The organism is Nocardia sp. NPDC006044 (assembly GCF_042871115.1).
GTDB lineage: Bacteria > Actinomycetota > Actinomycetes > Mycobacteriales > Mycobacteriaceae > Nocardia.
The window spans coordinates 184071-204474 of record NZ_JBIAID010000008.1 but is presented as its reverse complement, the minus strand read 5'-3'; the positions used below and the strand labels follow the sequence as shown (position 1 = coordinate 204474).

Below are 20404 nucleotides of genomic sequence, written 5' to 3'. Positions count from 1 at the left end.
AGCAAAATGCCACGTTAGCAGAGCGAATCCGATGCCATCAACGGGATCGAAGCCCCGAAGGCGTCACGACGAGCTTGCCGGTGGCCTGATTGTTCTCCATGTATCGGTGGGCCGCGACGATATCGGCCAATCCGAATACCTGGTCGATATTGGGTCGATAGCGGCCTGCCTCGACCTCGTCGACAATTCGCTGCAATACCGCCGCGTTGCCTTTCAGGCTGTCGCTGTGGAATGCGGTGAATTTGGTGCCGGACGGGATCATCGCTATCGGTTCGAAATCCTGGATCGACCATCCGCTGAGCGAGCCCGCCACGCAGACCGTCCCGCCGGGCCGGACCAGGCGCAGCGAGTCCACCGCGGTGCTCGCTCCGACCAGATCGAGCACGTGATCGGGGCCCGCCGGCCAGATCGCGTGCAGCTCGGCGGCCAGCGATCCGCCGTCGTCGACGAGCGGGTGGTCGACGCCGGTCAGCGCATCGATCCGGTCCGGCCGGCGGGTCGTCGCGGCGGTTTCGATACCGCGCGCGGACGCGATCGACGCGGCCGCCAGACCCACCGACGAGGTCCCGCCGCGAATCAGGAGCCGGTCATCTCTCGCGATGCCCAACGTCTCCAGCGCGCCGTGCGCGGTCAGGTAGGTTTCGGGCAGCGCGGCCAGCACGTCCCAGGGCAAGGTCGAATCGACCGGCATCAGTAAGGAATTCGGCAGCAACGCGTACTCGGCATAACCGCCGTCGAACGCCCGGCCCATCTCGCCCATCACCGCCGCGACTGTCGTCCCTTCCGGCATCCGATGGTCGGTCGAGGCGGCGATGATGCCCACGCATTCGATCCCGAGCACGCGCGGGAACATCACGGTCGGGGAATGTCCCTGCCGGGCCCGCAACTCCGAGCGATTCAAGCCCGTGCCCTTCACCTGCACCAAGCTCCAGCCCGGCCGCACCGCCGGCACCGGCAATTCGCGGAGTTCCAATACCTCGGGGCCGCCCGCTCCGACACATACCGCGGCTTTCATCGTCTTATCGCGCATGCCTTCACTCTCGCGACCAGGCGGTGCGGCGGGCCACCGATAGGATGCCAAGTTATGCCCATCGGCCGCCAAGCTCCGCGGACGTCACGGCTGTGGCCGTCCGGTGGGGCGCATCTGTGGCCGTCGGGCGGAACCAGTTCGGTGCACGCCCATCCGCGTGGGCATCTCGTTTATGCCGCTCGCGGCGTCATCTCCGTGCATACCGAACGCAGCACGTCGATCGTGCCGGCCAATCGCGTCGCGTGGACTCCTGCCGGGGTCACGCACTATCACCGTGCGCACGGCGATACCGACATGCGGATCGAGTTCCTGCCCCGTTCGCTGGCGAAGTTCGTACCGGACCGTCCTGCCGTGTTCCTTGCGTCCGACCTGGCCCGTGCTTTGTTGCTGAATCTCACCGGCCCGCGCAATGAAGACCGCGACGACGACCGCGCCGCCCGCGCGCGACTGCGCCGCGTGCTCGTCGACGAACTGCGCGAGGCCGACGAGCAGCCGCTGCAACTACCGGAACCGCACGACGACCGCTTACGCGCCGTCGCCCGGTTGCTATACGAAAACCCTTCGGAAAACACGCCATTGGCAGAACTCGGGCACACGATCGGGGCCAGCGGGCGCACGCTCAGCCGGCTCCTGCGCACCGAGCTCGGCATGACCTTCTACGAATGGCGCACCCAGCTGCGCATCTATCACGCACTGATCCTGCTCGCCGACGGTCACGACACGACCCGGGTCGCCCACGCGTGCGGCTGGGCGAACCCGAGCGGATTCATCACTGCCTTCACCGACCTCATCGGCACCACACCGGGTCGCTATCGGCAGGGTCTCAGCGGAAAGCGTTGAACCCCAACCGGGCGGAGGACAGGAAGTGCCCGGCGGCAACGGAACCGAAAGAGGCCAGCTGCTTTTCGCCCGCCGGACTGCCGAACCACTGCCCGGTAACCTGCTCGAACTCCGTACGATCGGGATCGTGGTCGCCCACCCCCGCCACGATGCCGTCCGGTCGGACGAGTACGGCGAGCAGGCCGACCGGCCCGGCGCCCACGATCGCCACGTCATGCATGTGAGTTCGCCGTTCCGGCATCGTTGAAGAAGTCGGTCAGGCGCTGGGCCGGGTCGTCGTTGTCGAACAGGCCGCCGAAGAACTCGACGGCCTCGGTGGCGATCTCGGTGCTGCGGGCGAACATGGCCTGCTCGTACTCGGCGAGCGCGGTCTCGACGCTATCGGGATGCGCGGCAAGGGCTTTGCCGAGCTCGGCGCCGTCGAGCATGGCCAGGTTGGCGCCTTCGCCGTTGGGGGCGGCGAGGTGCGCGGCGTCGCCGACCAGGGTCACGCCCGGCAGCCGATCCCAGCGGTGGTCGAGCGGCAGCGCGTAGTGCGGGCGGTGCACCGGTGCCGTGTCGGTGTCGGTGATCAGCGCGGTGAGTTCTGGTGCCCAGCCGTCGAATTCGCGCGCGATCCGTGCGGTGGCCGCGGTCGCGTCGGTGAAATCGATGGCCGCGAACCACTCCAACGGCCGGGCGAGCACCGCGTAAGTGTGTACGGTGTCGCCCTTTTCGCGGTGCGCGTGGATCTCCGTGCCCTGGGTGGGCGCGAACATTCCGCCGCCGCCAACGGCTTTCGCGGCGGCCGGGTGCCGGGTGTCTGCCTCGAACAGGTAGGTCTCGACGAAGGACGTGCCGGTGTAGTCGGGTGTGGCAGCGGAGAGCAGCGACCGGACTCGCGACCACGCGCCGTCCGCGCCGACCAGCAGCTCGGTCGTGATGGAACTGCCGTCGGCGAAGGTCACCGCATAGCGGCCCTCGCCCAGCGCGCGGATAGCGCTGACCTTGCGGTCCCACTGGACGGTGCCCGCGGGGAGCGAGTCGAGCAGCAGCCGGCGTAGCTCGCCGCGCTGCACCTCGGGACGTCCGCCCGAACCGTCGTCGGGCTTGTCGAGCAGGACCGTCCCGTCCTGATCGAGGATCCGGATCGCTTGGCGGCCCTCCAGGATGATCCCGCGGAACTCGTCCGTCAGCTCGGCCGCCTCGACCGCCAGCTGGCCGTTGTAGTCGTGGATGTCGAGCCTGCCGCCTTGCCTGCGGGCGGCGGGCGAGGGCTCGGCCTCGTAGACCGTCGCCGGAATGCCGTGGACGTGCAGGACGCGGGCCAGCGTGAGTCCGCCCAGCCCCGCCCCGATGATCGTGACCGGTGTCGTCATGGTCGTTCCTTTCCGAGAATCACTATGGAACGGCGTTCCATGAGGTCCATGTTGGAACAACATTCCAGACGTGTCAAGATGGACCTCGTGGCCACCGGCAAACAGCGCACCGAACGACGCACCGACGCGCTCTCGAAGGAGCGGATCGTCGAGGCGGGTATCGAACTGCTCGACGCGACCGGCGAGGGCGGACTGACCTTTCGCGCGCTGACCGAACGCCTCGCCACCGGGCCAGGGGCGATCTACTGGCACGTCGCGAACAAGGGCGAGTTGCTCGCCGCCGCCACCGAAGCCGTCGTCGCCACCGCGCTGGCCACCGAGCCCGCCGAGTCGCCAGACTCGCCACAGGACGCGATCCGCGCCGTCGCTCTCGGACTGTTCGACGCCATCGACGAGCATCCTTGGCTGGCAACCCAACTCGGTCTCCAACTGTCCCGCAGCCCCGCGGGTCCGGTGACCCCGCGGATTCTCGAAAGCATCGGTCGCCAGGTCCGCGACCTCGGCGTCCCCGAGGACAGCTGGTTCACCACGGCAACCGCGGTGATGCACTACATCTTCGGCGCCGCAGGCCAATACACCGCGAACTCCCGCGTCCTCGACGCCGACGTAGACCGCGCCGAATTCCTCACCACTGTCGCGAACGCCTGGGCGGACCTGGACCCCGACACCTACCCGTTCACCCGAGCCGTCGCCGGCCAAGCCCGCGAACACGACGACCGCGCCCAGTTCCTCGCCGGCATCGACCTCCTCCTGGCCGGCATCACCACACTCCACTTGCCACGCATACCCTGAGCCGCAGGTCTTGCCGCGGTGGTTCGTTGCGGCCGCGGGCATCGGGTGAACCAGGTGGTCCAGGATCAGCGGGACCGATACTGGCGGAGGGCAATTCGGGCCAGGTGCACGACTGCGACACTGACGCCGGTGCCCAGGATCCATCCGACGAGGACATCGGTCGGCCAGTGCGCGCCGAGATAGACCATCGCACTGCCGATCAGCGCGACGATCAGGGTGAGCACGGCGGCGATCCAGCGCCGGAACCGCGGCGCCCAAGGCAGGACCAGATAGGTGGCGACCGCTGCGGCCGCCGTCATGGCCGCGACGGTCGACGGCATCGACCACCCGCCGATCTCGACCACCGCGAGGTCGGTCGACGGTCGTGCTCGCCGAATGATCTGCTTGGCCACGGTCGCCAGCGCGGTCGCCGCCACGACCGCGGCTCCGACGGTAAATCCCTGCCACCACCAGCGTTTCGTGATGATGAGGACCAGCCCGATCACTCCGACAGCGGCGATGACCGCGGCGTTCGCCCCGATATCCATCGCCCAGCCGGCCAGCGTGACCAACGTCGGTGCCCGATGCTGAGAAAGCCATCGCAGCAGATTCGGATCGAGACTCACCGCGACCATTCTGCCGGGCGGACAACGGCTCCCGCGCGAGGCGTGGTCAGCGCCAGCGGAAGCGGAAGAAGTTGCCGAGGCCGTTGCGCCGCCAGTCGCGGATCATCGCCGGGGTCGGAAGCCAGAAGGTGTCCGCTCGGGGAAACCCGTGCCGGGTCGTATCGATGAGGCCGAAACGGCGCAGGTTGCGGGCTATCCGCAGCAGTGGGAATTCGGGTTGGTAGTCGTATTCCAGGCGATTGCGGCCGAGGAGCTCGGTGATCAGATGCGACATTTGCTCGGGTGACCGGGTCGTGCCCTTGATTTCGGGATGGGCGCCGCGCCACTGGGCGGCGGCTTCCTCCGAGGCGAAGAAGCTGTTGAAATCGCACCAGCCGACGACCCGGTGGGGCATGTCGCGCAGCGGGTATCCGAGATGCACGCGAAGGGTTTTCGGTTCGTAGTCCAGCAGTATTCCGTCGCGTCCGATCAGTCGAACGGGTTGTCCGGTCTGCCGGCATACCGAGTCGACGATCACCTCCGACCCGGGGAATTGGCCGGATATCGCGCAGGCTTCGACCGCGCATTCGGCGAACCAGCGCTGGGCGCCGTCGACGGTGATCCGGTAGTGGTTCGCGAAGGTGGCGAAGGGGCGGGCGTAGACGAGTTCGCCTGCGGGCGGCTGCGGAGAGGCCAGCGGTTCGTCCTGGAAAACGGGACTGCAGGCGTGCTCTTCGTCTTGGCGCGCAACGCAGATCGCGCCTTCCAGAGCACGCAGGTCCGCGTCGAGCTCCTGGCCGGACACCGCGAATTGCGTACGCAGCTCGGCGATCGTCGGCGCGGTTCCGGTGCGCCGGACCTGGTCCATGATCCGTTGCCGGATCGCCCGGGCGCGGGTACTCAGTTCTGCCATGGTGGTCTCCCTCGATGGTCAAGCCGGTTCGCGAAAACCCATGCCGTGCATGACGGTTCGTACGTGGACGCGGAAGAGTTCGTCCGGGTCGGAGATCAGCGCGGCGATGCTGCCGAACGTTTCGCCGGCGATGAAGCCCAGGATGCAGGCCCAGGCGTTGATCAGGATGCCGGGCACCGGGCTCGGCGCCATCGAATCGCCGCCCAGCAGCGGGCCCGCCGCCAGCGCCGGTACCAGGGTGGCCGTCGGATCGGCGGCGCCCTGCGCGACCGCGGCCAGGTACGGCGTCGCGACCGCGGCCATGAGCCGCCCCGCGGCCGGGCCGGTCTCCTCGGGTCGGGCTTGGTAGCCGGGGATCGGGGTTCCGTTGATCAGGGCGAACTCGGCGGGATTGGACAGCGCCCAGCGCCGGGCGGCCGCGCAGCCGGCGCTCCACTGTTCGGCCGGCGTGGCACCGGGGTCTTGCGCGTCGGTCATCGCCGCCGTGAGCGCGTCGTACGAGTCGACGCACAGCGCGGTGATCAGGGCCGACTGGCCGTCGAAATAGCGGAACAGGGCGGCGGGGGACATGCGCATCTCCCTGGCGATGCCGCGCAGCGACAATCCGCCCGTTCCGTCGGTCGCGAGTTGTTGCCGCGCATGGGATTTGATCTCGGCGATCGTCGCGACCCGGCGTTGCGCTCGTCTGGTCGGCGGCGGCTGGTCCGCGGTGGTCTCCGGCACGGCCCGTCCTTTCCCTGCGGATGGTTGCACGCATGTACAGTGATCACTGTACGCTATGTGATCAGTGATCGCATTTGTAGATCTCCGAGTGGCATCACGCAGGTGGAAGGGGTGCGGTGAAAGAAGACGTGCGCGCAATGGTGACGCGGGAGCGTGCGGAATTGGCGGAACTCCTGGGCACCCTCACCGAAGTGCAGTGGAATACCGAATCGCTGTGCGTCGGCTGGCGGGTTCGTGATGTCGCCGCGCATCTGCTCTACGAGGTGACGCCCCCGCTCACCTACGCGCTGGAGACGCTGCGGGCCGGTGGATCCTCCGACCGGCTCAACGCCCGCTATGTCGAGCGCTGGCGGGACAGACCTATCGATGAACTGCTCGCCGCCTTCGACACGACTCGCCGCGGCGGGTTCCCGACTCGATTCGCTCCCCGAATCGCCCTCGCCGACACGTTGATTCATCACCAGGACATCCGGCGGCCGCTGGGGCTGCACCGGACGGTGCCCGCACCGCACCTGCTGATGTTGCTGCGCCATCCCGACCCGTTCCTGCGTCCCGGGGCGCGCATGCGCGGATTGCGTTTCGCCGCAACCGATGTGGACTGGGGGCGCGGGAGCGGGCCGACCGTCGAAGGTCCGGGCGAGGCGATCGTCTTGGCCGTGGCCGGTCGGTCCGCCGCGTTGGCCGACCTCGGCGGTGCGGGCGTCGACATCTTGCGTGGGCGTCTCGGGTGAGTTGCGATGCCGGCCGATGACATTGGTGCGCAGCGGGAATCGTCCGATCGACGCGCGGACGCGGTGTGTCAGAATTCGCGGATGGGCGGTCCCGTGATCGACGTCGCCGTAGGTAGCGACATCGGCCAGCGTTATTCGGCGAATTTCGACGTCACCTACTTGCGGGCGCAACCGCTGCTGGCCGTGGTGGCCGATGGGATGGGGGATGGGCCGGGCAGCGCGGCCGCGGGACGGACTGCTGTCGACATGTTCGTCGGCTACGTCACCCGCGCACAAGAACCGGGGCCGGACGTGTTCCGTGCCGCCGTGGCCGCCGCCGATGTCCGGGTGCACCGAATCGGCCAGGAGTTGCGAAATCTGGCGGGCTGCACGCTGACTGCCATGGTGGCCACGCCGCACGGCTACAGCATCGTGCAGATCGGCGACTCGCGCGTGTACCGGCTGCGCGACGGGCTGCTCGAACTGTTGACGACGGACCACACGATGGCCTGGCTCGGCGCCGTGCACGGCTGGTATCCGTTCGATTCGCAGCAGGCCGCGTCGGCGCGCTACCACCTGACCCGATACGTCGGACGTGGCGGCGCACCCGAACCGGACGTGCTCGACGTGACGTTACGACCCGGCGACCGCTATCTGCTGTGCAGCGACGGCGTATCCGAGCAGGTCAGCTACGACGACCTCCGAATCTTCCTCGGCCGCAACGCGCCACCGCAAGCGATCATCACCGATCTGCTGAACACCTGCGACAGGGCGGGCGGAAACGACAACGCGTCTGCCATCGTGATCCGTGTCGACTGATCGTTCGAGATCGGTCACCACTGAACGCCTGACACACTGCCAACGAACAGAGCGATGACTGCCAACGTTCTCGATCTGCTTTTTCGCCGAAAGACCCGGGGATAAAGTCCGTTGTGTTACAGCGGATTTGCCGCGGAAGACGCTGGGATTTCGATGTCGCCGCGGTCTGTCGGGAGGTTTTATATGCAAAGCAAAGCTCGGCGGCTCGCGCTGTCGGCCATTGTCATTGCGGCATCGGCGATTACCTTGGGTTTTCCCACTGCGACCGCTACTGCCGATCCGGGACGCTGCGGAGTTTCCGTGACGAGTGGGATCGATACGGGGAAGCAGGTCCCAAGTTTCATCTATCTGATGCGCAACGACTGCGGGGTGGGCGCGAACTTCCGGGTCTACCAGTACACGCTCGGCCGGGACGCACAGGCCGGCAACGGTCAGACCTGCCAGTGGGTCAACGCCCACGACACGGCGACCTTCTGGGACCCGGTCGGCGACCAGACCTGGCAACCGCTCAGCTGCTGAAACCGATTCACCCAGAAGGAATAACGTGAACAACATCAAACGCGTAGCGGCTTCGGTCGCCGGGGCAACGGCAATCGCCGGAATCTTCGGCATCGCCGCACCGACTGTCGCCCAGGCGGATCCCGGTCGATGCGGAGTCTCCGTCGAAGGTCCGTCCAATTCCGGATCCCAATGGGCCTACTTCGTGCGGAACGACTGCTCCGACAATATTCATGTGAAGGTTCATCTGTACGACCTGGGCATGGACACCTCGTGCCATTGGATTGTGCCCGGTGAAACGGTTGCCTTGTTCTCGAACTATATCGATAGGACCTGGCAGGCAGTCCCCTGCTGAGGCGGATCGACCATCCCGATTGCGTCGAATACGGCTCGACGCAATCGGGATGTCATGCCAGCGGCTCCACGGCGAACGTGACCCTGGCAGCGCCAATGTGAGGTGAGCTTATGTCGCTCTCACCACGCCAGTAAACGAATCACGGTGAGCAGGACCGGTCCGCAATGCCGGAGGCGCTTCTATCGTGGGCCACGCCACATATAAGCAGCCACGCATGACTAGCGCAGGGGACCAACCGATGACTGTGACCGACGAGTACCTGCAGAACAACGCGACCTACGCGAGCACCTTCACCGGGCCGCTGCCCTTGCCGCCGGCCAAGCAGGTCGCGGTGGTCGCGTGCATGGACGCCAGACTGAATGTCTATGGCGCGCTCGGCATCAAGGAGGGCGAGTCGCACGTCATCCGCAATGCGGGCGGCGTGATCACCGCGGACGAGATCCGGTCGCTGGCGATCAGTCAGCGCCTGCTCGGCACCCGCGAGATCATCCTGATCCACCACACCGACTGCGGCATGCTGACCTTCACCGACGACGACTTCAAGTCCTCGATCCAGCAGGACGTCGGGATCAAGCCGGAGTGGGCGGCGGAAGCGTTCGCCGACCTGGAAACCGATGTGCGGCAATCGATTGCCCGCATCGTCGCCAGCCCGTTCGTGCCGCACAAGGACTCCATCCGCGGCTTCGTCTTCGACGTGGCCACCGGCAAGCTGAACGAAGTGCTCGCCGACTGATCCGTACGCACGTCACGAGATCCGGGTCCACGGACCCGGATCTCGTCGCTTCATCACTCGACACGCCGCCTCGACTCGCGCTCTCGACATGTCGGCCGCATGACACGCGGCCGAACATGTGCCGCACGGCACCGCCGTGATCGGCCGAACCACCGCCCAGAGCCCCCTGAGCTGCGTGAACGCTACCGGCCGGTAGACAAATCGGGCACCGAATATGGTTGCTATTGCGCTCGGATGTCCCTATCCTCAAGCGCGTGTCGATTCCCGCCGCCCGCCTCAGCGCAGCGCTCAATGTCGCAGACCGCGACGGCGCTGTGCTAGTTCCGCTTACCGCGATGGTGGCGCAGCGGCGACTTCTCCTCGTAGTAACCCGCCGTAGCGGGGTCTGATTCGGACCGGCCCCCTCGCTGCGGGCTGAACGACTTGTTAGTGCTGGTCCCCTCTGTCAACTGAGCCACGACATTCCTCGGGAAGACCTACTTTCAAATGACAATCCTCACGCTCGATACCCATGCCTTCCATGCCGCCGCGCCCAAGGGCCTGCGCCACGAAAGCGCCGAACTCACCCCGGCGCAATTCCACGACCGCTACTGCGAGCACACCGGGCCGATCCGGCTCGGCGACTGGTCGCCGGCGGGTAGCCGCAGCGCCGATTTCGCGGTGACGCTGGAATTCGCCGATCACCTGCGCACGGTCGTCGCGTCCGGCAGCCTCGTGGCGGCGATGACCTCGGCCCTCTACGAAGAGGGCTACCACGTCGAAATCCTCCAGTTCCACCAGCGTCGCACCGGCGAGGGCACCGCGACCTTCGTGCAGTGCGAATGCAACGGCAGGCGCGGCTGGGGCGCGGCCCTGGCCGACGACAGCGCCGAATCGACGGTTCGCGCGATGATTGCCGGAGTCAACCAGCTCGGTAGCTGACCGGACGAGAAAAGGGCCGTTCCGCTCGGTGGAGCGGGACGGCCCTTTCGGTTCCGCGTGGTTACTGCTCGGCGCCGGCCTGCTGCTCGGCGAGCTGTTTGCGTACCTCGTCCATGTCCAGCTCCTTCACCTGGGTGACCAGGTCCTCCAGCGCGGCCGGCGGCAGGGCGCCGGGCTGCGCGAACACCAGCACGCCCTCGCGGAACGCCATGATGGTCGGGATGGAGCGGATGTTGGCGGCGGCCGCGAGCCCCTGCTCGGACTCGGTGTCGACCTTGCCGTGCACGACATCGGCGTGCTTCTCCGAAGAAGCCTCGAAGGTCGGTGCGAAGCTCTTGCACGGGCCGCACCACTCAGCCCAGAAATCGACGAGTACCACGTCGTTTCCGGTGACTACCTCATCAAAATTCTTCTGGGTCAGCGTCTGGGTGGCCATGACGTCCTCTCGTATACGGTGTGCCAGCTACAACGCCGACAGTTGTCTATATCTTCCATGGCCGACGGCGCGCGGACACTACTCACCCGCGATCGTCGACCGTCCCTACTAGGGATCTTCCCCGGCAGGTGCCGCCTGACACCCGGTAAGCCGATCTCCGGTCAAGAGCGGTCCGGCGGGTCGGTTCGCCGGCCCGCCGGGCGCGGCGCGAAGATGAGCCGGTGAACGAGTGCGCGCGACCCATGACGACAGGTCCGAAGTCGTGACCGGACCCGCATTGCGGCTCGGCCTCATCGACGGCGACGGCATCGGACCCGAGGTCGTCCGCGCCGCGCGGCAGGTCGTCGACGAGGCGGTGTCGGCGGCCGGCGCCGCGCCGATCGAATGGGTGCCGCTGCCGATGGGGCACCTGGCCATCGCCGAACACGGCGACCCACTGCCGGAAGCGACTCTGACCGCGCTCGACAGCGTGGACGCGTGGATCCTCGGCCCGCACGACAACGCCTCCTACCCGGCAGAACACCGCACCGCGGTCGCGCCCGGCGGCGCCATTCGCAAACGCTTCGGGCTCTACGCCAACATCCGCCCGGCCCGCGCGTTCGCCGGGATCCGGGCGGCCGCGCCGAAGATCGACCTGGTCATCGTCCGGGAGAACAGCGAAGGCTTCTACGCCGACCGCAACATGTTCGCCGGGTCGGGGGAGTTCCGCCCGACCGAGGACGTCGCCATGATGGTCGGCGTCGTGACCAGGCAGGCCTGCGAACGAATCGCCCACCAAGCTTTTCGCCTCGCCGCCGCGCGGCGCAAACGGCTGACCATCGTGCACAAGGCCAACGTACTGCCGATGACGATGGGTCTGTTCCGCGATGTCTGCTATGAAATTGCCCACGCCTATCCGGGCGTCGACGTCACCGACGAACACGTCGACGCGACGGCCGCCCATCTGGTCCGCGCCGCCGCCGACTACGACGTCCTGGTGACCGAGAACCTCTTCGGCGACATCCTCTCCGACCTCGCCGGCGAGCTGAGCGGTTCACTGGGCCTGGCCGCCTCGCTCAACTGCTCGGCCACCCGCGCCATGGCCCAGGCCGTGCACGGCGCGGCGCCCACCATCGCGGGGCGCAATCGCGCGAACCCCGCCGCCCTGCAACTGTCCTCGGCAATGCTGTTGCGGTGGTTGGGGACTCGCGATAGCGAAAGCACACTGCTGCACGCCGCCGAGCGGGTCGAACGAGCCGTCGCGGCCACGTTCGAAGCGGGCATCGCCACCGCGGACCTGGGCGGACTGGCGTCGACCAGCGAGTTCACCGAGCAAGTTTGTGCTAGGGTCCACCGCCGGTAGTCGGAGTGTGCTAGCCCGGAGTGTTCAGCAAGGAACGGATGAAAGTTCCGTTACTGTCCAGCACGAAGCGTCTCGGTCGCTTAGATTGCCAACGGGTGGTGACACCCGGGTTTCTTGAATCCGAAATGTGGAGGGCTGCTGTGTCTGTTCGATCGGTTCTTGGCAGGCGCGCCCTGCAGGCGGTGTGCGTACTCGCCGTAGGCGCACTCGCCCTGACGGGCTGTAGTAATTCCGAAGACTCCGGACCAGCGGTCGAGAAGGTGAAGGTCGACAAGGTCGACTCCATCGCGGCGCAGCTCCCCGACAAGATCAAGCAGTCCGGCAAGCTCGTCGTCGGCGTCAATGTTCCGTACCAGCCCAACGAGTACAAGGACCCGAGCGGCAAGATCGTCGGCTACGACGTCGACCTGATGGACGCCGTCGCCGCCACCCTGGGCGTGAAGGCCGAGTACCTCGAGTCCGCCTTCGAGAAGATCATCCCGACGATCCAGGCGGGCACCTACGACGTGGGCATGTCCTCGATCACCGACACCAAGGAGCGCGAAGAGCAGGTCGATTTCGCGACCTACTTCAACGTGCGCACCCAGTGGGCGCAGCAAAAGGGCAAGCCGATCGACCCGGACAACGCCTGCGGTAAGCGGGTGGCGGTGCAGGCCACCACCATCCAGGACACCGACGAGCTTCCGGACAAGAGCAAGAAGTGCGTCGCCGAGGGCAAGCCCGCCATCGACATCAAGTCGTTCGAGGAGCAGAGCGCCGCGACCAACGCGCTGGTGCTCGGTCAGGTCGACGGCATGGCCGCCGACCTGCCGGTGACCGTGTACGCGATCCAGAAGAGCGACGGCAAGATCGAGAAGGCCGGCGCCGCGTACGGTGCCGCGCTCTACGGCTGGGCCACCCCGAAGGGTTCGCCGCTGGCCGCGGTGTTGCAGAAGGCCGTGCAGAGCCTGATCGACAACGGCAAGTACCTGGAGATCGCCAAGAACTGGGGCGTCGAGGAAGGCGCACTCACCAAGTCGGTCGTCAACGGCGCAACGAGCTGATCGATGACATCGAACGAAACCATGCCGGCGCCCGGTGACCCCGGGCCCGGCGCGGCGGAGCTGTCCCAGGAGCCGGAACCGATCAAAGCGGTTCCGCTGCGCAGGCCCGGCCGGTGGATCGCCGCCGCGGTCATCCTGGTGCTCGTCGGACTCTTCCTCTACGGCGCCGCGACGAACGACGCCTACCAGTGGTCGACCTACCGGAAGTACCTGTTCGACAGCAGGATCGTCCACGGTGCGGTGGTCACCCTCGAACTGACCGTGCTCGCCATGGCGATCGCCGTCTCGCTGGGCACCTTGCTCGCGGTCATGCGGTTGTCGCCGAACCCGGTGCTGCGGGCCGCGGCGTGGGTGTACCTCTGGATCTTCCGTGGCACACCGGTTTTCGTGCAGTTGGTGTTCTGGGGTCTGTTCCCCTCGCTGTACAAGCACATCGTGCTCGGCATCCCCTGGGGCCCGCACCTGATCGACCTGGACGTGCAGAGCATGCAGGCGGCGTTCACCTTCGCGGTGATCGGCCTCGGCCTCAACGAAGCCGCCTACATGGCCGAAATCGTCCGCGCCGGAATCAATTCCGTCGGGGAGGGGCAGCGCGAGGCGTCGACCGCGCTGGGCATGTCCTGGAGCCTGACCATGCGCAGGACCGTGCTGCCCCAGGCCATGCGGGTGATCATCCCGCCGACCGGCAACGAGCTCATCGGCATGCTGAAGACCACCTCGCTGGTCACCGCGCTTCCGCTGAGCACCGACCTCTACGGCCGCGCCCGCGAGATCTACGGGGTGAACTTCCAGCCGATCCCGCTGCTGCTGGTCACCGCGACCTGGTACCTGGCGATCACCAGCGTGCTGATGGTCGGGCAGTACTACCTGGAGCGCTACTACTCGCGCGGCCTGTCCCGGCAGCTGACCGGCAAGCAGTTGCAGGACCTCGCCGATGCCCAGACGATTGTGAAGGCGAAATGAGCACGGACAGCGTCAAAGACGCTCAACCCATGATCCTCGCCGACCGGGTGTGCAAGAACTTCGGCGCGCTGCAGGTGCTCAAGGGCGTCTCGCTGGAGATCGGCCGCGGCGAGGTGCTGTGCGTGATCGGACCCTCCGGCTCGGGCAAGTCCACCTTCCTGCGCTGCATCAACCACCTCGAAGAGGTCAACGCCGGCCGGCTCTACGTGGACGGCGAGCTCGTCGGCTACCAGGAGAAGAACGGCAAGCTCTACGAGCTGCACCCGCGCGAGGCCGCCCGGCAGCGCCGCGAGATCGGCATGGTGTTCCAGCATTTCAATCTGTTCCCGCATCGCACGGTGCTGGAGAACGTGATCGAGGCGCCGACCCAGGTCAAGAAGGTGCCCAAGGCCGAAGCCGTGGCGAAGGCGCAGGAGCTGCTCGACCGAGTCGGCTTGGCGGAGAAGGCGAATGCCTATCCGGCGCAGCTGTCCGGCGGGCAGCAGCAGCGGGTCGCCATCGCCCGCGCGCTGGCCATGGACCCCAAGCTGATGCTGTTCGACGAGCCTACCTCGGCGCTCGACCCGGAACTCGTCGGCGAGGTGCTCCAGGTCATGCGCGAGCTGGCGCAGTCCGGCATGACCATGGTCGTGGTGACGCACGAAATGGGTTTCGCCCGTGAGGTGGCCGACAAGCTGGTCTTCATGGACGGCGGCGTGATCGTGGAAGCGGGTGTGCCGCGCGAGCTGCTGGCCAACCCGAAACACGAACGCACCCAGGCGTTCCTGTCCCGGCTGCTCTAGGGCGGTCGTTCCGGGGTCCTGTACGTCTCACAGAGCGTCCATGCGGTTCGCGGGGTCTAATGGCCCTTGCAAACCGTATGGGCGCTCTGTGCGTCTCGCAGGGGGCGATGTTCGGGGGCGCGGCCTCCGGTGGCTCCGTGGGGGCTTCGGGGCAAATGGGGCCGATCCCCAGATGCGTGGAACTCGGGGAGCTCGACCACGCGGTGGTCCGGTGTGCGGCGTTCAGGCGGTGGGGTGCTGGGCGATTCGGTGGGTATTCGCTTTGCCGCCCAAGGCGATACGTAGTTGGCCTAGTAGCACTTTGGCGGCAGGAGTGGCCGGGCGGTCGGTACGCCAGACGAGGGCGAGTCGGCCGCGCAGTTCGGGTTGGACGATGCGGATGGTGCGGACGCCGAAGGCCTTTGCCTCCTCCAGTGTCAGGCCCGGTACGACCGCGATGCCGAGCCCGCGGGAGGCCAGTTGGAGCAGTAGCGGGGGAGCGGCCGCCTCGAAGGCGACGTTCGGGACGAATCCCGCTGCCGCGCAGGAGCGTTCGAAGACCCCGCGCAGGCCGGTGCCGGGCGGCAGGCAGATCAGCGAGTGGTCGCGGAGTTCGATCAACGGGATGTCGTCGCCGTGCGTCCGGTCGTCGGCGGCGACCGCGGCCACCACCGCGGTTTCCAGCACCACGTCGACGCCGATACCGGAATCCATTGGCGCACCTGTCATTCCGATCAGGGCGACGTCCAAGTCGCCCCGGCTCAGTGCCGCGAGCATCTGTTCCGAGGTGTCTTCGGTCAGGCTGATGCCGACCTGCGGGTGGTCGTCGTGGAAGTCGGCGAGGACGGACGCGACATCGAGTTCCTCGGTCGCGGCTCCGGAGATCAACCCGACCCGCACATGGCCGCGCAGCAGCCCGGCGAACTCGTCCACCGTCTCGGTGATGCGCTCGGTCGCGTCGAGCGCGGCCCGTGCGTGCTTCACCACCGCCGCGCCGATCTCGGTCGGGGTCACCGTGCGGCCGCCCCGGTCGAGCAGCTGCTGGCCCAGCTCGCGTTCCAGCTGACGGATCTGCGCGCTCAGCCCGGGCTGAGCCAGGTGCAGGCGGGCGGCGGCCCGGGTGAAGTTGGCTTCCTCCACCACGGTTACCAGGTAGCGAAGCTGACGCAGTTCCATAACTATCGATTCTAGCTACTAGAAGATCTATCTGTTGTACTTCTAGATCGAATCAGCGCATCGTCGAAGGCATGGCAAACAACGCAGAAAACCTCACCGACACCTTCACCGGCCCGGTCTTCCGCCCTGGCGAGGCCGGATACGACGAGGAGGTCGCGGGCTTCCAGACCGCTTACACGCACCGCCCCGCGCTGGTCGTCGGCGCGGTGCACGCCGAGGACGTGCGCGCCGCGGTGGAATACGCTGCGCGCCAGGGTCTTCCCGTCGCGGTGCAGGCGACCGGGCACGGGCTGTCCGTCGCGGCCGACGGTGGCGTGCTGATCAGCACCCGCCGCATGACCACCGTGGAGATCGACCCCGAGGCCCGCACCGCCCGCGTCGGGGCCGGTGTTCGGGCCGGTGCCCTGGTCGAGGCGGCCGCGGTACACGGACTCGCGCCGTTGAACGGCTCCTCGCCCTCGGTCGGCGTGATCGGCTACCTGCTCGGCGGCGGAACCGGTCTGCTGGCAAGGGAATTCGGCTACGCCGCCGACCACGTCCGAGCCATCGAACTGGTCACCGCGGACGGCCGGGTGCGCAGGCTGGTCCCCGGCGACGAACTGTTCGGCGCGGTCCTCGGCAGCGGCGGCAACTTCGGCGTGGTCACCGCGATCGAGCTGGGCCTGCTGCCGGTCACCGAGGTGTACGGCGGTCAGCTGATGTTCGACACCCCGCTGGTCGAGCAGGCCCTGGAGGTCTGGCGGCAGTGGACCGCAACGGTTCCCGACGAACTGACCTCCACCGTCGCCATGCTGGCCTTCCCCGACATCCCGCAGGTCCCCGCCCCGCTGCGCGGCCGCTACGTGGCCTCGTTCCGCATCGCGTTCAACGGTTCCGCCGCGGAAGGTGAGCGCCTGGTCGCTCCGCTGCGCGCGGTGGGCGAGCGCTTGAAGGACGACCTGCGGACGATGCCGTACACGGAATCGCACACCATTCACAGCGACCCCGACCACCCGCACGCTTACGCCGCCACCAACGCGCTGCTCAGCGAGCTGAACGGAGAAACGTTGTCCGCCTTGCTGTCCGCCGCGGGCCCGAACTCCGGTGCCGGCGCGGTCGTCGACATCCGCCATCTCGGTGGCGCGCTCAGCACCCCGACCCGCACCGGCACCGTCGTCGGCCATCGCGACGCCGCCTACATCGTCCGCGTCATCACCGACCCCGACGACGACACCGCGGCCAGGGACAAGGTCCGCACCGCGCTCGCCCCGTGGACCATCGGCCACAGCCTCAACTTCCTCTACGGCGCGGGCGCCGAGGCCGACGAGGCCCAGACCCGGGCGGGCTACGCCGCCGACACCTACCCCCGCCTCGCGGAACTGAAGGCAAAGTACGACCCGCGCAACATGTTCCGCTTCAACCGCAACATCCGTCCCGCCACCCATTGATCCGCCGCGCCCCGGGCGCCGCTTCGCCGACGAGGTTCCCGGGGCTTTTCGGTGGTGCCGTCGCCGCCGATCCTCTGCTATCTTCGTGATATCACTTTGATACTTGGAGGATGTCATGAAGCTTCGGCCCGCATTCCACGTCAACGGCTTCCTGGTGCTGGTGGCGTGGCTGGTGCTCACCCTGCTGTTCGGTGGCGCGGCCGCGCTCGGTTACGTCGCGATGGCGCAGCAGCACAACGTGCCCGCGCTGGTCGGCGCGATCGCCGCCAGCTTCGTGGTGCTCGTGCTGCTGCTCGCGGCGACCGGCCTGGTCGTGGTGAACCCGAACGAGGCGCAGGTCGTCCAGTTCTTCGGCCGTTACGTCGGCTCGATCAGCGAGCCGGGCTTCTTCTCCGTGCTGCCGCTGACCGACCGAAAGCGAATCTCGTTGCGGGTGCGTAACTTCGAGACGCAGAAGCTGAAGGTCAACGACGCCGACGGCAACCCGGTCGAGATCGCCGCCGTCGTGGTCTACCGCGTGGTCGACAGCTTCAAGGCCGCGTTCGCCGTCGACGATTACGAGGAGTACGTGCAGACCCAGTCCGAGGCCGCGGTCCGCCACCTCGCCACCTCGCACCCCTACGACTCGCACGACAACACCCGCACCAGCCTGCGCGACGGCGCCGAGGTGGCCGAGGAACTCACCGTCGAACTGCGCGAGCGCACCCTGCTCGCCGGCATCGAGGTGCTCGAGGCGCGCATCACCCACCTCGCCTACGCGCCGGAGATCGCCCAGGCCATGCTGGTCCGGCAGCAGGCCGCGCAGGTGGTCGCCGCCCGCACCCAGATCGTGGAGGGGGCGGTCGGCATGGTCGGTCTCGCGCTGGACAAGCTCACCGAGCAGGGCGTGGTGGAACTGGACGAGGAGCGCCGCGCCACCATGGTCTCCAACCTCCTGGTCGTCCTCTGCGGCGATCGAGCCATCCAGCCCGTCGTGAACACCGGCTCCCTCTACAACTGAGCGGCGACGCCATGGCTGAGCGCAAGAAGCTCCTGCTACGGCTCGACCCGGCGATCCACGAGGCCATCGCCAAGTGGGCGGCCGACGACCTGCGCAGCATCAACGCCCAGATCGAATACGCCCTGCGCCTGGCGCTCGAGCAGGCGGGCCGCAAACCGAAATAGCTCCGACAAAATCAAGGGGAACTGGTGCGGGCATCGCGCGAGAGCGGGCCTGCACCAGTTCCCCTTGATCTTGTGTGCCCTGCTCCCGCGGCGTACAACGGCTCGCCACGTAGGGGTCGGCGCGCCGGCTTCCGCTCCAGCTATCGGCCTCAGGGGTGCGGATTCCGAGATCGGGTGCGGATCATGCAGGTGGGGCGCGTACTCGGGCGGAGGGGGCGGTTACCGTGAGCGCGTGCCAATCTCGTTCGATACCGCCGGGCTACAGCCGATCGACGGCAACTCGTGGCGCGATCCGAGTACCGGGGACATCGTCACGATGACCTACTTCGACCTGGTTCCGGATCTGCCCGCGCCGCTGGACGACGTGGACGTGCTGCGCCGCGGGCTCGCCGAGCGGTCCGCCGAATCCGGTTGCCTGATCGAGGCTTTCGTCATCTGGGTCGACCGAGAGCCCGCATTGCTGCGGATGGAGAAGTTCCCGCTACCCAACCAGCAGCACGGGCTGGCCTTCGTCGCGTCGATCATCGTGCCCAAGGACCGGTGCAGCGCGGTCTTCCAGATCCTCTGCCCGGAGACCGGCACCACCGGCGTCCGCGAGGCCGTGCTGATGACCCAGATCGGCTACGAAAACATGTTCCCGCCGCACCCGTACGCGCCGGGCCTCAGCGGCAGGCTGCCCTATAACGCCGCCGACGAGATCCGCTGGGACGACCAATTCCCCGACCACCCGCTCACCCGAGCCCGCCGCTGGGTAACCCGCACGGTCCCCACCGCCCGCTTGGCTCCCGCCTTCGCCGCCCTACCCCCCTTCGCCGGCCCGCTGCGCACCACCTGGCCGCACGCCTTTTGATTTCCCGCACCGAGAATCGCATGCGAATTTCGGTGCGGGAAATCAGAAACCGTGCGGCTATGCGGGCTTCTCGGTGACGAAGATGGCGGTGCCGGGGAAGATTTCGCCGCGGAGCGGGCTCCACTGGCCCCATTCGCGGTCGAGCCATTCCGGCCAGTCCGGTTCCACGATGTCGATCACCAGCAGCCCGGCTGCGACGATCTCGCGGACCCGGTCGCCGACGGTGCGGTGATGTTCGACGTAGGTCGGCTCGCCTTCGGCGTCGACCTCCACGTAGGGGGTGCGATCGAAGTAGGGGATCGCGGCGGTCAATCCGGCCGGACCTGGATCGTCGGGGAAGATCCAGCGCATCGGGTGGTTCACCGAGAACACCCACCGGCCGCCCGGCCGCAGCACCCGGGCCACCTCGCGCATCACCCGCGCCGAATCGGCGACGAACGGGATCGCGCCGAACGCCGAGCAGGCGAGGTCGAAGGAGGCGTCGGCGAACGGCAGCGTCTCCGCGCCCGCCTGGATCAGCGGTACCTGCGGTCCACCGCGTGCCATCGCCGCCCGGCCCCGCTCCAGCATCCCCATCGAGAGATCGAGCCCGACCGGATGCGCTCCCTGTCCGGCCAGCCAGCGTGCGCACGGCGCCGAGCCGCAGCCGATCTCCAGGATCCGCTTGCCCGCCAGCTCGCCGAGAAAGTGCATATCGCCCTCGTGCAGACCCTCCGGGCACCAGACGAATTCACCGTCTGGGGAATCGACACCCAGGAAATCCGCGTGCGTCTCGTGGTACTGGCCGGCGTCGGCATCCCACCAGCGGCGACTGGCCTGCTGACTAGCGGCGGAGCCGATTCGAGCGCGCGAAGTTCCCGCGGTCCCGAGCAGTGTGTTTGCATATGCATGGCGATCTTCCGACACGCCGTCAGCGTATCCCGGTGTGGCGACCGGACCGGTTTGCCCGGCTGGACCAAGGTCGCG

Annotated in this window: 25 protein-coding genes; 16 read left to right on the top strand and 9 right to left on the bottom strand. The window is 67.5% G+C overall.

Going from position 1 to position 20404, the window contains the following annotated elements; all coding sequences use genetic code 11:
- Positions 1 to 37: 37 nt before the first annotated feature.
- Positions 38 to 1030, bottom strand: a complete 993-nt coding sequence (locus ACFYO1_RS42885; protein WP_387245181.1) for a zinc-binding dehydrogenase — start codon at positions 1028 to 1030, stop codon at positions 38 to 40.
- Positions 1031 to 1084: 54 nt separating this feature from the next.
- Here ACFYO1_RS42885 and ACFYO1_RS42880 point away from each other — a divergent pair, with 54 nt between their 5' ends.
- The gene (locus ACFYO1_RS42880) at positions 1085 to 1870 is read left to right on the top strand and encodes an AraC family transcriptional regulator (protein ID WP_387245178.1); all 786 of its coding nucleotides are present in this window, start codon (positions 1085 to 1087) and stop codon (positions 1868 to 1870) included.
- Here the strand turns inward: ACFYO1_RS42880 and ACFYO1_RS42875 are convergent.
- Together ACFYO1_RS42875 and ACFYO1_RS42870 are read right to left on the bottom strand one after the other, a co-directional pair.
- Complete coding sequence (locus ACFYO1_RS42875) at positions 1854 to 2081, bottom strand: hypothetical protein (protein ID WP_387245175.1); 228 nt, start codon at positions 2079 to 2081, stop codon at positions 1854 to 1856. The genes ACFYO1_RS42880 and ACFYO1_RS42875 overlap by 17 nt on opposite strands.
- 1 nt (position 2082) lies before the next feature.
- Positions 2083 to 3228 carry an FAD-dependent oxidoreductase gene (locus ACFYO1_RS42870; protein WP_387245172.1) on the bottom strand — a complete coding sequence of 382 codons (1146 nt, stop codon included), beginning with the start codon at positions 3226 to 3228 and terminating at the stop codon, positions 2083 to 2085.
- Between the two features lie 78 nt (positions 3229 to 3306).
- Here ACFYO1_RS42870 and ACFYO1_RS42865 point away from each other — a divergent pair, with 78 nt between their 5' ends.
- On the top strand, positions 3307 to 4020 hold the full coding sequence (locus ACFYO1_RS42865; protein ID WP_387245169.1) for a TetR/AcrR family transcriptional regulator: 714 nt from the start codon (positions 3307 to 3309) through the stop codon (positions 4018 to 4020).
- A 65-nt stretch (positions 4021 to 4085) separates the two neighbouring features.
- Here ACFYO1_RS42865 and ACFYO1_RS42860 read toward each other — a convergent pair whose 3' ends face one another.
- The 3 genes from ACFYO1_RS42860 to ACFYO1_RS42850 are packed head-to-tail and all read right to left on the bottom strand — an operon-like array spanning position 4086 to position 6240.
- Positions 4086 to 4625, bottom strand: coding sequence for a phosphatase PAP2 family protein (locus ACFYO1_RS42860; RefSeq protein WP_387245166.1), 540 nt, complete (start codon positions 4623 to 4625; stop codon positions 4086 to 4088).
- A 46-nt stretch (positions 4626 to 4671) separates the two neighbouring features.
- A complete protein-coding gene (gene merB / locus ACFYO1_RS42855; RefSeq protein WP_387245163.1) occupies positions 4672 to 5517 on the bottom strand; it encodes an organomercurial lyase in 846 nt (281 codons plus the stop codon).
- A gap of 18 nt (positions 5518 to 5535) precedes the next feature.
- Complete coding sequence (locus ACFYO1_RS42850) at positions 5536 to 6240, bottom strand: TetR/AcrR family transcriptional regulator (protein ID WP_387245161.1); 705 nt, start codon at positions 6238 to 6240, stop codon at positions 5536 to 5538.
- A 137-nt stretch (positions 6241 to 6377) separates the two neighbouring features.
- On the opposite strand from ACFYO1_RS42850, the gene ACFYO1_RS42845 reads away from it, so the two are divergent.
- From ACFYO1_RS42845 to ACFYO1_RS42820, 6 genes are all read left to right on the top strand, one after another.
- Positions 6378 to 6971, top strand: a complete 594-nt coding sequence (locus ACFYO1_RS42845) for a maleylpyruvate isomerase family mycothiol-dependent enzyme (RefSeq protein WP_387245238.1) — start codon at positions 6378 to 6380, stop codon at positions 6969 to 6971.
- An 81-nt stretch (positions 6972 to 7052) separates the two neighbouring features.
- Complete coding sequence (locus tag ACFYO1_RS42840) at positions 7053 to 7769, top strand: PP2C family protein-serine/threonine phosphatase (protein ID WP_387245158.1); 717 nt, start codon at positions 7053 to 7055, stop codon at positions 7767 to 7769.
- Positions 7770 to 8069: 300 nt separating this feature from the next.
- The gene (locus ACFYO1_RS42835; protein ID WP_387245156.1) at positions 8070 to 8288 is read left to right on the top strand and encodes a hypothetical protein; all 219 of its coding nucleotides are present in this window, start codon (positions 8070 to 8072) and stop codon (positions 8286 to 8288) included.
- Between the two features lie 25 nt (positions 8289 to 8313).
- On the top strand, positions 8314 to 8622 hold the full coding sequence (locus ACFYO1_RS42830) for a hypothetical protein (RefSeq protein WP_387245153.1): 309 nt from the start codon (positions 8314 to 8316) through the stop codon (positions 8620 to 8622).
- Positions 8623 to 8860: 238 nt separating this feature from the next.
- Positions 8861 to 9355: a beta-class carbonic anhydrase gene (locus ACFYO1_RS42825; RefSeq protein ID WP_387245150.1), complete on the top strand. Its 495-nt coding sequence runs from the start codon at positions 8861 to 8863 to the stop codon at positions 9353 to 9355.
- A 486-nt stretch (positions 9356 to 9841) separates the two neighbouring features.
- Positions 9842 to 10276, top strand: a complete 435-nt coding sequence (locus ACFYO1_RS42820; protein ID WP_387245147.1) for a 2-keto-3-deoxygluconate kinase — start codon at positions 9842 to 9844, stop codon at positions 10274 to 10276.
- A 61-nt stretch (positions 10277 to 10337) separates the two neighbouring features.
- On the opposite strand, the gene trxA is transcribed toward ACFYO1_RS42820, so the two are convergent.
- A complete protein-coding gene (gene trxA, locus ACFYO1_RS42815) occupies positions 10338 to 10712 on the bottom strand; it encodes a thioredoxin (protein WP_387245144.1) in 375 nt (124 codons plus the stop codon).
- Positions 10713 to 10974: 262 nt separating this feature from the next.
- On the opposite strand from trxA, the gene ACFYO1_RS42810 reads away from it, so the two are divergent.
- From ACFYO1_RS42810 to ACFYO1_RS42795, 4 genes are all read left to right on the top strand, one after another.
- Positions 10975 to 12054: an isocitrate/isopropylmalate dehydrogenase family protein gene (locus ACFYO1_RS42810; protein WP_387245141.1), complete on the top strand. Its 1080-nt coding sequence runs from the start codon at positions 10975 to 10977 to the stop codon at positions 12052 to 12054.
- Positions 12055 to 12179: 125 nt separating this feature from the next.
- Positions 12180 to 13097 carry an ABC transporter substrate-binding protein gene (locus ACFYO1_RS42805; protein WP_387245138.1) on the top strand — a complete coding sequence of 306 codons (918 nt, stop codon included), beginning with the start codon at positions 12180 to 12182 and terminating at the stop codon, positions 13095 to 13097.
- 3 nt (positions 13098 to 13100) lie between these two features.
- Positions 13101 to 14060, top strand: coding sequence for an amino acid ABC transporter permease (locus tag ACFYO1_RS42800; RefSeq protein WP_387245135.1), 960 nt, complete (start codon positions 13101 to 13103; stop codon positions 14058 to 14060).
- 29 nt (positions 14061 to 14089) lie between these two features.
- Positions 14090 to 14842 (top strand): amino acid ABC transporter ATP-binding protein, encoded by a 753-nt coding sequence (locus ACFYO1_RS42795; protein ID WP_387245236.1) that lies wholly within the window; start codon positions 14090 to 14092, stop codon positions 14840 to 14842.
- Between the two features lie 222 nt (positions 14843 to 15064).
- Here the strand turns inward: ACFYO1_RS42795 and ACFYO1_RS42790 are convergent, their stop codons facing one another.
- Positions 15065 to 15997, bottom strand: a complete 933-nt coding sequence (locus ACFYO1_RS42790; protein WP_387245132.1) for a LysR family transcriptional regulator — start codon at positions 15995 to 15997, stop codon at positions 15065 to 15067.
- Between the two features lie 71 nt (positions 15998 to 16068).
- Here ACFYO1_RS42790 and ACFYO1_RS42785 point away from each other — a divergent pair, with 71 nt between their 5' ends.
- The 4 genes from ACFYO1_RS42785 (at position 16069) to ACFYO1_RS42770 (ending at position 19438) form a co-directional block, all read left to right on the top strand.
- Positions 16069 to 17424 (top strand): FAD-binding oxidoreductase, encoded by a 1356-nt coding sequence (locus ACFYO1_RS42785; protein WP_387245129.1) that lies wholly within the window; start codon positions 16069 to 16071, stop codon positions 17422 to 17424.
- A 115-nt stretch (positions 17425 to 17539) separates the two neighbouring features.
- Positions 17540 to 18424 (top strand): SPFH domain-containing protein, encoded by an 885-nt coding sequence (locus ACFYO1_RS42780; protein ID WP_387245126.1) that lies wholly within the window; start codon positions 17540 to 17542, stop codon positions 18422 to 18424.
- A gap of 11 nt (positions 18425 to 18435) precedes the next feature.
- Positions 18436 to 18588 carry a toxin-antitoxin system HicB family antitoxin gene (locus tag ACFYO1_RS42775; RefSeq protein ID WP_150407577.1) on the top strand — a complete coding sequence of 51 codons (153 nt, stop codon included), beginning with the start codon at positions 18436 to 18438 and terminating at the stop codon, positions 18586 to 18588.
- 232 nt (positions 18589 to 18820) lie between these two features.
- Positions 18821 to 19438, top strand: a complete 618-nt coding sequence (locus tag ACFYO1_RS42770) for a hypothetical protein (RefSeq protein WP_387245122.1) — start codon at positions 18821 to 18823, stop codon at positions 19436 to 19438.
- 57 nt (positions 19439 to 19495) lie between these two features.
- On the opposite strand, the gene ACFYO1_RS42765 is transcribed toward ACFYO1_RS42770, so the two are convergent.
- Positions 19496 to 20344, bottom strand: a complete 849-nt coding sequence (locus tag ACFYO1_RS42765) for a class I SAM-dependent methyltransferase (RefSeq protein WP_387245119.1) — start codon at positions 20342 to 20344, stop codon at positions 19496 to 19498.
- Positions 20345 to 20404 lie beyond the last annotated feature (60 nt).